General features: G+C 60.6%; 9 protein-coding genes. 7 read left to right on the forward strand and 2 right to left on the reverse strand.

Features of this window, described 5'->3' with window-relative positions:
• Positions 1-202, reverse strand: a 202-nt coding sequence (locus PH551_RS28910; RefSeq protein ID WP_285196075.1) for an AAA family ATPase, incomplete at its 3' end; no start/stop codon positions are given.
• 887 nt (positions 203-1,089) lie between these two features.
• Positions 1,090-1,794: a nitrogen fixation protein NifQ gene (locus tag PH551_RS28915; protein ID WP_004673813.1), complete on the reverse strand. Its 705-nt coding sequence runs from the start codon at positions 1,792-1,794 to the stop codon at positions 1,090-1,092.
• A 1,290-nt stretch (positions 1,795-3,084) separates the two neighbouring features.
• Between PH551_RS28915 and PH551_RS28920 the strand changes: the two genes are divergently transcribed.
• The 7 genes from PH551_RS28920 to PH551_RS28950 all read left to right on the forward strand — a co-directional run bounded on the left by PH551_RS28920 (position 3,085) and on the right by PH551_RS28950 (position 10,644).
• A complete protein-coding gene (locus PH551_RS28920) occupies positions 3,085-3,522 on the forward strand; it encodes a DUF3846 domain-containing protein (protein ID WP_004673815.1) in 438 nt (145 codons plus the stop codon).
• Positions 3,523-3,586: 64 nt separating this feature from the next.
• The gene (locus PH551_RS28925; protein ID WP_004673816.1) at positions 3,587-3,757 is read left to right on the forward strand and encodes a CCE_0567 family metalloprotein; all 171 of its coding nucleotides are present in this window, start codon (positions 3,587-3,589) and stop codon (positions 3,755-3,757) included.
• A gap of 1,579 nt (positions 3,758-5,336) precedes the next feature.
• Positions 5,337-5,516: a hypothetical protein gene (locus tag PH551_RS28930; RefSeq protein WP_004673817.1), complete on the forward strand. Its 180-nt coding sequence runs from the start codon at positions 5,337-5,339 to the stop codon at positions 5,514-5,516.
• Positions 5,517-5,584: 68 nt separating this feature from the next.
• Positions 5,585-6,865, forward strand: a complete 1,281-nt coding sequence (locus PH551_RS28935) for a cytochrome P450 (RefSeq protein WP_004673818.1) — start codon at positions 5,585-5,587, stop codon at positions 6,863-6,865.
• A 5-nt stretch (positions 6,866-6,870) separates the two neighbouring features.
• Positions 6,871-8,472 carry a cytochrome P450 gene (locus PH551_RS28940; RefSeq protein ID WP_004673819.1) on the forward strand — a complete coding sequence of 534 codons (1,602 nt, stop codon included), beginning with the start codon at positions 6,871-6,873 and terminating at the stop codon, positions 8,470-8,472.
• The gene (locus PH551_RS28945; protein ID WP_018247209.1) at positions 8,459-9,301 is read left to right on the forward strand and encodes an SDR family oxidoreductase; all 843 of its coding nucleotides are present in this window, start codon (positions 8,459-8,461) and stop codon (positions 9,299-9,301) included. Before PH551_RS28940 ends, PH551_RS28945 begins: the two co-directional genes overlap by 14 nt.
• Positions 9,301-10,644 (forward strand): cytochrome P450, encoded by a 1,344-nt coding sequence (locus PH551_RS28950; RefSeq protein WP_018247208.1) that lies wholly within the window; start codon positions 9,301-9,303, stop codon positions 10,642-10,644. The genes PH551_RS28945 and PH551_RS28950 overlap by 1 nt, the downstream gene beginning before the upstream one ends.
• Positions 10,645-11,382: the final 738 nt, after the last annotated feature.

The following is an 11,382-nucleotide window of genomic DNA, read 5'->3' on the forward strand; positions in this document are numbered from 1 at the left end:
AACCTTCCTGCGCTGCCAGATGCAGAACCGTGTCCTGTGCTTTGGCGTTCAGGATCAGCCGGGTGGAGTCGGCTTTCGGGTCGCATCCGACGATCAGGATCTTCTGCCCGAGGTCGACAAGCGCTGCGAGCGTATTTTGGGAGGTGGTGGACTTGCCGATCCCCCCTTTGCCGTAAAATGCGATTTGACGCAAATCTGACATATCGCCTTCCTTCTTTCGTTCCATCCATCGCTGAGTAAAAGGCAGGCAGCTCGCGCCGCCTCGCATGGCAATCTTCAAAACCCGTGCCATGTGGGCAGCAGCATATAAAACAGTTGTTTTGCTGATCTTCAGCTATTTAATTCCAAACTTTCGAAGGCGGGATCGACAAACTCTTGTCTCGAAACCGCCAAACTGGATGAAGCGGCTGCGAGGTCTTGTCGGTTGGAAATCGCTTGCGTCAAAGATCAACAAATCTCGTCCGTATCCTTACATCTCAGGCGAGGGACAGAAGTAGTGTGGCAAGTCGTAGAGCCAAACAGATCGGCACCGCATTGACGGCCAATCGGCTTCGCACCGCGCGTCGGAATTAAGGCCGGATGATCAGCAGAACGCATATGAAGGCACAGTAGAGATTGTCGCTTACAACAAGCTCGCTGTTATGCTGTCTCCACGAACAAATAGGAGGAATGCCGACAGCTTGGCAGCTGAAGTCTTGCAGGCCCGGATTGTTCCGCCATTGGCGAGATTGACAACGGAGCCGGTTTCGATCGTCAGCGGGCCAAATTCTGGAGGAAATGCTCGAAGGCTACAGCAAAGATCGTGAGCAAGCTATCAAGTTAAAGCGCTAGTCGCGGATGCTTTTTTCCGGCCGCACGCTCAGCTCCGACAAATTGTAGATCGCGTAGTCGAATATGGCGAAGAGCTTAAGGCAATTTTAGTAGGCGCTATAGAATGGACCGATGATCATTATCCGACGACGACATCACCGCTCATATTTAGGAAAGCGACATTTGCGCGTGCCCGCACAGTCGCAACATCGGGAGCAATAATCCCCCGTATCGGTTCAACGTCGCCGGACAAGCCCGCCAAGATTGCATCTGTGGCCTTTACGTTTTCAAGATCTCGTGCCCGACGAACTCTGCCGCTCCAGAAAGACTTCCGCTTTCCTCAGGGAGAAAGCATTCATTAAAATCGCCGCATTCCTTGCAGCTGGGAGCGCTACAAAGGGAAAAGCCTTCAGCTTCGCAAATCTTGCGGTAGAAATATTTTTTCCACCTCATGTTGCAGGTGTTGCCTGCCGCCAGCGCCGGAAAATGCGCGAACAGCAATCTCCTAAGTTCGGCTTTGTCATGCAAGCCGAGATCCCGCCAGAGGTGGTCTTCACGCATGGAACGTCGCGCAATGATCTTAGCAAAACGCACGCCCTCAGGGTCGCCTGGCCGCACATGCGCTAGGAGCATGTCGCGCAACAGTTGCTCCTCCGCATCAGGCACGCAATCACTCGCCTCTTGCAGGGCAAAGGCGCGGATAAGCCTTGCTGGGAAACTGCGGGTTGTATCCCGCAGCTCCCTAAGCGAAAGGCCGGTTGCCTCGGTCGCGGTGGCAATCCCCATCTCAATTTCTTCAAGTGCGCGCGAAAAAAAGCGGAAGAGCACATAGTCATCAAATAACTTGAGACCCATCTGGCATGGTCGGCTGAAATAGAGTGTTTGGCAATCGTCGCAGTGGTCGACGGCTAGGCCGGTTTGACGTGCGGCGTCCACAGTTGGTACCGCTACCGTCAAGACCCCGATGTGATGCACATTTGGCATGCGCTTCGTCGCTTTCTCCAATAATCGAATTCAGTTGGCTGCTTTGGTCCCCGGAAGGCGAACATTCAAAGGTTGTGCCAACTTGAGCAAGTGACAATTGAAGCCGGCTTTTCAATCACTCGATCGCCTGTGCAGCGGGAGGCGATCCCGCCTCCCGCTGTCGTCAAACGGACAAACGCAGGCTTTCAATCTGCGGCGCCGATTGAGCAGTCTGAGTGCGGCAATCTGAGGGAAGATCGAAGATCAACTGCTGCGCAACGACGCCTTAGCCGTCGATGAGAGTTATCATATGTCTCTTCGATAGTCCTCAGAGTAGTTGGAGACCGGGCCTGTTCGCCACACTCCGAGGGCCGCCGCCATAGCGAGCAACATGGCGGCGGCAGTATCTCTCCGGGATACGCAATAAAATCTGCCGCTTCCTATCTATTGCATTTTTTACGTTTCTCCGCTGACGTCGCGATCACCTTGTTTGGTTAGACGCTTTGATCATGCACCAAGGTCGCTAATCAGGAAAAATAGATTGATTGGATGCCGTCATCCGCGTTTTGAATAGCACTAAAAACGCGGCACCAAAAACGCCTGGGGACCGAGCGCGAACTCGCGACCGCGGCACTCAGCACACTTTAAGTAAGCCAACAGTGAGCGCGGCTGTTGCCCCGGTTGCGCTAGCCAAATGTCGTGATGCTCGGATGGAACTTGCCGATTGCAAATTTTCTTTCTGCTTCAGCGTCGCAAGGGGTGCCTTGATAGAAGCTCCACTCGTCAGCTTCTCGCGTCTGCAGCATGGGAGATGATTTCCAATTCTGCCGGGGTATTCGTACAGCGTACAGCTCTCGTCAAACTTGGAACACGCACCCGTTTGCATAGCCTGCCCAAGGTCGGGATCCCGTTCCGCAAATTTGGGACAAATGTCGAGCCATACGAGCGGCGACGCCGATGGCCGCCACGTTCGATTGCTGAACTCGCCTTAGTCCACTGCGCGGCTGCTGGTATGGTCCAACATCGTCGCGTACATGTTTGGCGCGGAATTGGTATGGGGGCGCGCCGGAATAAAACCACGCGTATTCAAATATCTAAATAAAGTCAACGATATGGGCGACATTGGAGCGACACGTCCGGAGCGTGACTTGAATTGAACCGAACCGAATTGGCGCAGGACCATTTACACAGCACGCTGAATCTGCATATTGCCGCGCGTTGTCGCTATCCCGAGTTGATGCACGAGTCGCTTTCGCTCCCGTCAAAAGCAGCTGGGCACGGGCTCTTTTCAAGAATTTAGAAGGCAAGGATATGGAAAATTTTGTGTATCTGTTGGAGCCGGAAAGTGCGATCTTTCGCGCCGCTGAGCTCCCTGATCGCAACAGCATTGCATCGATCTCCGGTTTAATTGGCAGTGATCTTATTCAGATGATCCGCTTCGACGACATGCACTCGCTATTTGTTGGGGAAGAAGCTTTGCGAGTTGGGTTAACCGCCTTCACGATCTTTGACGGGTACCCGATCCCTCTTGCCGGGCAGATAGCGCTTTTGGGAGGCGACGGTAGTAAACCTTATCGTTCACCGTCAATAACGATGACGGAAGCCGCGCGACGTTTTGAATGTTGCCGGCCGGTGCTTGATCCTGTGTTTGCTCCGATGGACCGAGTGGCGAACAAGGGCCTCATCGTTGCGGGCGCACTGGAAAGCCTGCAAGTGCGTATTGATCGCCGCTCCCCGGTGCTCCTATGAGCGCAATGACGAATGATAGGATCCAGGTCGCGCCGATTCGCTCAGAGTCCGCGAGTGTGCCGACATGGGCTGGAGAAACGGAAAGCTGACGCCTCAAAGCGGCGTTCACTACGTTGCCGAAGGCCTCCCGTTCAACTGGACAAAGGTCAACACTGAAGGGCGGAAGACGTTCAGTGCATTTGCCGAGTTGGAAGCCGCGAAGGAAAAAGTCGCCATTTTGGCGTGTTCGCGCTGACCCGGCTTTTGGCAACCTATGGCACCAGCTGAATGCCGAAGTAGTTGATCGCTGTCGACGGCGCAACCCGCTTTGCATGCAGACGCTGTTTCAACGCCTGCTCTCGGCGAAGTCATGCACGTTCATAGCGTAGACGAACCGGGCGAAATCATCGGCGTCGACGCAGTTGAAACATTGGACGAACGAACGGGAGCAAGACCTTGCCCTTTAGAACCTTTTTTTGCATCCTGCTGCTGGTCACGTGCACCAGCGCTGTTTCGGCCTACGCCGCCTCGCTTTCCATCTTCAAAGCGTTCGCCGTAACCTTAGCGGCTTCGGTTTTCCTTCAGGTCGTTTATTTCTTGAGCCTGCTATTTATGTCCTTCCGGCCCACGCGCGAGAGCGACAGATCGATACATTCAGGAACTCGGCAGGCAGACCAGCCACAAAAACGTGATCGCGATAAAACAGAGCAGTCCAACGTCCCCAAGCTTGACCCAAGGCGTAAACGGCGCACCCCTTAGCGGTGTAGGTATTGACCGAATTCATCAGGCGTAAGCTCAATTCGATGTCATGGAACTATTCAACAACCTCCAGCAACCGAGGACCGCTTTTTTCACCACGGTGCGGCGGTCCATGAGATGCTGCATTGGTCTCCCGATTGCTTCATCTTCGGCATGGATCGGGCATCGTCTGGTTTAGAAGGTCTCCGACTAAGGCGACTGCTGCCGACCGCCGCTTCTGATTAGATGACATGTTTCCGGAAGAGAACATGCCTCGAAATTTGATCGTTTCCCGTTGCCTTTTAGACCTACGCCGATCGAGAAGCTCGACCGTCTCGGTAAGCGCGGGGGTGGAAACATTGAGAACAACGTCAACGAGATGACTGCAAGCTCGGAACTTGCATCTGGCGGAAATAAGCTCCGCAAACTTTATTACCGGAGGGTCGAGGCGGGTCCAGTCAGATTTGCCCAAAGCCGGCGCTTTTAACGCGGCGGCGCAGTCGACGACGTTCCCGCCCATGGGACGAAAACTGGCGGGGCAACTTCGACGTCGAAGATGGCGCGGATTGTTGCACGAAAGCTCGCCTCGGGGCATCCCATGCAGGTCGCCGACTGTCGGACGCAGACCGGCGTTAGATCAGGCTTTTGTCAGACATGTACTCCGCGGTTGTCGGCATTGAGACTGAATGGCGGGAGCTTGACACTACGCGCTGCTACGAAATGCCTGCTGAGCCCACGAATTCACTTCGGCACGCGATTTGCTCTGGTCACGGTATGTCGCCAATCGCAGCGCGATGGTCTTCGGGCGGCGCGTCGCTGTTCGCGTCTCGTGAGGTCCGATGGTTTGCTGTGGCAATGATAGTGGCTCGGTTGTGCGCCGGGAAAATGTGAGGAGTGTTGGATGCGATCTAGAGTTCTTCGTTTGCGAGCCACACACGTCGCGAGCGGTACAGCCAAAGCGGCGGACCTTGAGCCAGGCGGGAAACCGGGCGTGTGGGACTGGTTTGGAAGTTATGTTTGCGGACGGGTCGGTGGGCGGGTGGGGTCGAACCTGCTGCGCGAATTCCTACGGTCGGCCGACCTATGGCGTTACCGACATGTTCGATTTCAACCGGCTGCAAAACCCGCACCTGCCCCTCGGCCAGGGGCCGCATCTGTGCGTGGGCGCTGCGCTGGCGCGCCTGAAATTGGGACGTGCCTTCCCCCCGCCGTTCGTGCGGCCGGAGGATCTGGCGCTGGCAATCGCCAAGGAGGACGTCGTCTACACGCTGTCTTAACTCATTTGCTGCCCGCAGTCCGCCCGTCATCTTCCGCCCCTTCCGGGCTTAAAGAGTGAAGCGTCACCATGTCCGAACAATCCTTGCCGACGCTGCCGATGTGGCGGGTCGATCACATCGAGCCCTCGCCCGAGATGTTGGCGCTACGCGCCAAGGGTCCGATCCACCGCGTGCGCCTTCCGTCCGGGCACGAATGCTGGTGGGTGACAGGCTATGACGAGGCCAAGGCGGTGCTGTCTGACGCGGCATTCCGGCCCGCGGGAATGCCTCCGGCGGATTTCACCCCAGATTCGGTCATTCTCGGTTCGCCGGGATGGCTGGTCTCGCACGAAGGGGACGAGCATGCTCGGTTACGCACGATCGTGGCGCCGGCCTTCAGCAACAGCAGGGTGAAGCTGCTTACGCAGCAGGTCGAGGCGATCACCGTGCAGTTGTTCGATACGCTGGCGGTTCAGCCCCAGCCCGCGGACTTGCGACGCCATCTCTCCTTTCCGCTTCCGGCCAAGGTAATCAGCGCGCTGATGGGCGTGCCCTTCGAGGAACACGCCTTTTTCGCAGGGCTCTCCGACGAGGTGATGACGCACCAGCATGAAAGCGGCCCGCGCAGCGCGTCCGGCCTGGCCTGGGAAGAGCTCCGCGCCTACATCCACGGCAAAATACGGGGCAAGCGACAGGATCCGGGCGATAACCTGCTGACGGATCTGCTAGCCGCGGTCGACCAGGGCAAAGCGACCGAGGAAGAGGCGATCGGCCTCGCGGCGGGCGTGCTGGTGGCGGGGCACGAGAGCACCGTCGCGCAGATCGAATTCGGCCTGCTGGCCATGTTTCGCCATCCGCAACAGCGCGAACGCCTGGTCCGCGATCCTTCCCTGGTGGACAAGGCGGTGGAAGAAATACTGCGCATGTATTCGCCTGGCGCGGGGTGGGACGGCATCATGCGCTATCCCCGGACCGACGTTAACATCGCGGGCGTGCATATACCCGCGGAGAGCAAAGTACTGGTCGGCCTGCCGGCGACCTCGTTTGATCCGCGCCATTTCAAAGACCCGGAAGTCTTCGACATCGGACGCGACGCAAATCCCCACCTGGCGTTCTCCTACGGGCAGCACAATTGCATCGGGGCGGCGCTGGCGAGGCTGGAACTGAAGGCCATATTCGGTTCGATCTTCCAGCGCTTTCCCGCGTTGCGCCTGGCCGTGGCGCCCGAAGAACTGAAGTTGCGCAAGGAGATCATTACCGGCGGGTTCGAGGAGATGCCGGTGCTCTGGTGCGGACGCCCCCCGGCATCGCAATCTTCTCATTTGGCGGCGCCTGGCGCGCACCGGTCAGATCAGCCACTCGACAGGTAATCAAGATGGACGTGCAAGACACCACGGCAGCATGCCACGACGCCTTCGCCGAGCTGGCGTCGCCAGCATGCATCCAAGACCCGTACCCGTTCATGCGGTGGTTGCGAGAGCACGATCCGGTGCACCGCGCGGCGTCGGGCCTCTTTCTGTTGAGCCGCCACGCCGACATCTACTGGGCGTTCAAGGCTACGGGCGATGCGTTTCGGGGGCCGGCGCCATCCGAACTGGCGCGCTATTTCCCGCGTGCGGCGAGCAGCCTGTCGCTCAATCTGCTGGCGTCTACGCTAGCCATGAAGGAACCACCGACGCATACGCGTTTGCGCCGGCTGATTTCGCGCGATTTCACCGTGGGCCAGATCGACAACCTGCGGCCGAGCATCGCGCGCATCGTCGCAGCTCGCCTGGATGGCATGGCGCCCGCACTGGAGCGAGGAGAGGCGGTGGACCTGCATCGGGAATTCGCACTGGCCTTGCCCATGCTTGTCTTCGCTGAATTGTTCGGCATGCCCCAAGACGACGTTTTCGAGCTCTCAGCGATCGTCAGCGCCATTCTAGAAGGCCTGAGCCCGCACGCCAGCGATCCACACCTCGCCGCGGCGGACGTGGCCAGCGCCAGGGTGAAGGCCTATTTCGGCGACCTCATACTGCGCAAGCGCGCCGATCCCCGCCGCGACATCGTGTCGACACTGGTCGGCGCACACACCGACGACGCCGATACGCTCTCGGACGCGGAGTTGATCAGCATGCTGTGGGGCATGTTGCTGGGCGGCTTCGCCACCACTGCTGCGACTATCGACCATGCGGTGCTGGCGATGCTGGCCTACCCCGAGGAGCGGCACTGGCTGCAGGGAGACGCCGCAGGGGTGGAGGCATTTGTAGAAGAAGTACTGCGCTGCGAGGCGCCGGCCATGTTCAGCTCCATTCCGCGTATCGCCCAGCGCGACATCGAACTGCATGGCGTGGTGATCCCGAAGGACGCGGACGTGCGCGTGCTGATCGCGGCCGGCAATCGCGACCCGGACGCTTTCGCTGATCCCGACCGCTTCGATCCGGTGCGGTTCTACGGCACCAGGCCTGGCATGTCGAGCGACGGAAAGATTATGCTGAGCTTCGGCCACGGCATCCACTTCTGCCTAGGTGCTCAACTCGCCAGGGTGCAACTGGCCGAGAGCCTGCCGCAGATCCAGGCTCGCTTCCCCACGTTGGCCTTGGCCGAGCAGCCGACCCGGGAGCCCTCAGCGTTCCTTAGGACGTTCCGCGCGCTGCCGGTGCGGCTGCACGCGCAGGCGGCGGCTGAGGTTCGCGTCGTGGTCGACCAGGACCTGTGCGGAACCACTGGTCAGTGCGTGTTGACGCTGCCGGGCACCTTTCGTCAGCGGGAGCCGGACGGCGTGGCGGAAGTGTGCATGGCGACGGTCCCGCAGGCGCTGCACGCCGCCGTGCGCCTAGCAGCCAGCCAGTGCCCGGTCGCGGCCATTCGGGTGATCGAAAGCGAAGCCGGCGATGACCATTGCACCAACCCCGGCCCTACGCCCTCTCCGGCAGACGCTGAGCGACATGCAGCGAAAGACCTACGCAATCCAGGAGAACATGATGGAACGATTTAAAGGCAAGGTGGCCGTGGTGACCGGCGCCGGCGCCGGGATCGGCAAGGCATGCGCCCTCGCCATCGCGCGCGAGGGCGGCAGAGTGGTGGTGGCCGACATTGATGGCCCCGCTGCCATCGCCTGCACCGCACAGATCGCAGCCGAAGCGGGCCAAGCGCTGGCCGTGGCCATGGACATCGCAGATGCGCAGGCGGTGGCAGAGCTGTTCAAAACGGCGAAGCGGCGCTTCGGTGGGGTCGACGTGCTTGTGAACAATGCGAGCGCCATGCATTTGACTCCGCACGACCGCGCGATCCTCGACCTGGACGTGGCGGTCTGGGACCAGACCATGGCGACCAATTTGCGCGGCACGCTCCTTTGCTGCCGGCAGGCCATCCCACAAATGATCGGCCGTGGTGGTGGCGCGATCGTGAACATGTCATCGTGCCAAGGGCTCAGCGGCGACACCGCACTGACGTCATACGCCGCGTCGAAGGCCGCAATGAACATGCTGTCGGCCTCGCTTGCCACCCAATACGGACACGCGAAGATCCGCTGCAACGCGGTTGCGCCAGGTCTTGTCATGACTGAACGTCTCTTCGCCAAGCTGGACGAGTGCATGCAACGGCATCTACACCGGCACCAGCTCCTGCCGCACGTCGGCCGCCCCGAGGACGTAGCCGCGCTGGTCGCGTTCCTGCTCTCGGAGGAGGCTGCGTTCATCACCGGCCAGGTGGTGTGCATCGACGGCGGCATGTTGGCGCATGTTCCAACCTACGCCGACGGTGGCAACAGCGCGGCTCGGCCGGCCGGTGACGCCGCCGAAGCAACCGCAGCGTCGCATTGGTGATGGACATGCTGCTCAACCCGCTGAACCGCTGGCGCCGGCTACGGGACGACATCCCGGTCATGCCTGGCGCTTTCCCCCTGGTCGGGCATCTCCCCGCCATCGTCTGCGATCTGCCGCGCCTGCTGCGGCGCGCGGAAAGGACCCTAGGCAGCCACTTCTGGCTGGACTTCGGCCCGGCCGGACACCTGATGACATGCCTGGATCCAGATGCGCTCGCATTGCTCCGGCACAAGGAAGTGTCCTCGGCACTGATCGAAGAGATGGCGCCCGACATCCTTGGCGGAACGTTGGTCACTTTGGACGGTAGCGCGCACCGGCAGGCGCGCGATGGGATAAAAGCGGCGTTTCTGCCGAGGGGTCTGACCGAGGCCGGCATTGGCGAGCTGTTCGAACCAATTATTAGGGCTCAGGTCAAGGCGTGGCGCGACCGCGGTGAAGTCGCTATCCTGCCAGACACACGCAACCTGATGCTCAAACTCACCTTCAGTCTCATGGGCATCCCCGCTCAAGACCTGTCGGAGTGGCATCGCAAGTACCGGCAACTGCTGCAATTGATGGTCGCGCCCCCGATCGACCTGCCGGGGATGCCCTTGCGACGCGGCCGCGCCGCCCGCGATTGGATCGACGCGCAGTCGCGCCAGTTCATCCGGGACGCGCGCGCGCGCGCCGCGCGCACCGGGTTGATCAACGACATGGTGAGCGCCTTCGATTGCAGCGATGGCGCGCTCTCCGATGACGTCCTGGTCGCCAATATCCGCTTGCTGCTGCTTGCCGGCCACGAGACCTCCGCCTCGACGATAGCCTGGATGGTGATCGAGCTGGCGCAGCATCCAGAGCTGTGGGACGCCCTGGTCGAAGAGGCGCAACGCGTGGGCGCGGTGCCGACCGGGCACGAGGACCTGGCGCAATGTCCGGTCGCAGAGGCGCTGTTTCGGGAGACGCTACGAATGCATCCGGCTTCCTCGCTCGTACCGCGTCGCGCGATGCAGGAACTACAACTCGGCCAGCGGCGCATTCCTGCGGGCACTCATTTATGCATCCCACTACTGCATTTCTCGACCTCGCCGCTGCTGCACGAAGCGCCCGATCAGTTCCGTCTGGGGCGGTGGCTGCAACGCACGGAGCCGATCCGGCCGGTGGACATGCTGCAGTTCGGTGCCGGCCCACACGTCTGCATGGGCTATCACCTTGTATGGCTGGAGCTGGTGCAGTTCAGCATCGCCTTGGCATTGACCATGCAGGAGGCCGGGGTGCGGCCGCGATTGATGAGCGGCGTCGAAAAAGGCCGGCGCTATTACCCGACCGCACATCCGTCCATGACAGTCCGCATCGGATTCTCATGAGCTGGGATCCTCTGCCCCGTGTCAAGAGGCAGCGGCGAAGACGATGGGCGGCATTGCTGCATTCGGCGCGCGCGCGCGGTGCGACGCCGGCAGCACCGCGGCGGCTCGCCGCTCGCCGCGGCATTCTCTGTCAGGTAGAAGGAGATGAACAACATGCAGAAGGGTTCCACGCTAAACGACGACCGAACTGGCGTTTCCCCGTTCGGCGGATCGGGCGCGCAGGCGTGCGGCGGATTGTTGGTGCGCGCGTCCATAGGCATGGGCGCGCTATGCGCCGTCGCGGAGGATGCCGCGCGTTACGCTGTACCGCGCACTGGATCGCTATCGCGCCTGTTTCGGCCTTGTATTGTAGGTGGTCGAGGATGACATGCCAGCGGATGACGCGACGCTGGGCAAGCCGCCGGCAAGCATGCGGCGGAGAAGAAAGCAACCGGCGTGCCGATCACGAAGCTGCATGCAGCGCCCCAGTCAGTGCCGGGCCTATGGCCAGAGGCCGAGGAAGCCATCACCTCGATGCGCCCGCGTGCGGAGCGGTTGGCGCAGGCCGTGCAGCGGGCCAAAAGGGTATCTGTTCAAGCACGCGCCGTGCGCATTGGCGCCGGTCCGCACGGAGGCGCCGCCGTACCGCTGCGATCGGCCGGCGGCACCGCTAGATGCTACATTGTGTTCGATTCCACGGCGCAGATCGGAGCGGTTGCCCACCGCGGACCGCCGCCAGCATAGGTGCGCTTCGCCGCG

Origin of the sequence: Rhizobium atlanticum, from assembly GCF_030182485.1 — a bacterium.
GTDB lineage: Bacteria > Pseudomonadota > Alphaproteobacteria > Rhizobiales > Rhizobiaceae > Rhizobium.

What these genes read in the sequence shown, in the direction of transcription:
- PH551_RS28915 (WP_004673813.1), bottom strand. Translation starts at nt 1,794, where the DNA reads ATGCCAAATGTGCATCACATCGGGGTCTTGACGGTAGCGGTACCAACT.
- PH551_RS28920 (WP_004673815.1), top strand. Translation starts at nt 3,085, where the DNA reads ATGGAAAATTTTGTGTATCTGTTGGAGCCGGAAAGTGCGATCTTTCGC.
- PH551_RS28925 (WP_004673816.1), top strand. Translation starts at nt 3,587, where the DNA reads ATGGGCTGGAGAAACGGAAAGCTGACGCCTCAAAGCGGCGTTCACTAC.
- PH551_RS28930 (WP_004673817.1), top strand. Translation starts at nt 5,337, where the DNA reads ATGTTCGATTTCAACCGGCTGCAAAACCCGCACCTGCCCCTCGGCCAG.
- PH551_RS28935 (WP_004673818.1), top strand. Translation starts at nt 5,585, where the DNA reads ATGTCCGAACAATCCTTGCCGACGCTGCCGATGTGGCGGGTCGATCAC.
- PH551_RS28940 (WP_004673819.1), top strand. Translation starts at nt 6,871, where the DNA reads ATGGACGTGCAAGACACCACGGCAGCATGCCACGACGCCTTCGCCGAG.
- PH551_RS28945 (WP_018247209.1), top strand. Translation starts at nt 8,459, where the DNA reads ATGGAACGATTTAAAGGCAAGGTGGCCGTGGTGACCGGCGCCGGCGCC.
- PH551_RS28950 (WP_018247208.1), top strand. Translation starts at nt 9,301, where the DNA reads ATGGACATGCTGCTCAACCCGCTGAACCGCTGGCGCCGGCTACGGGAC.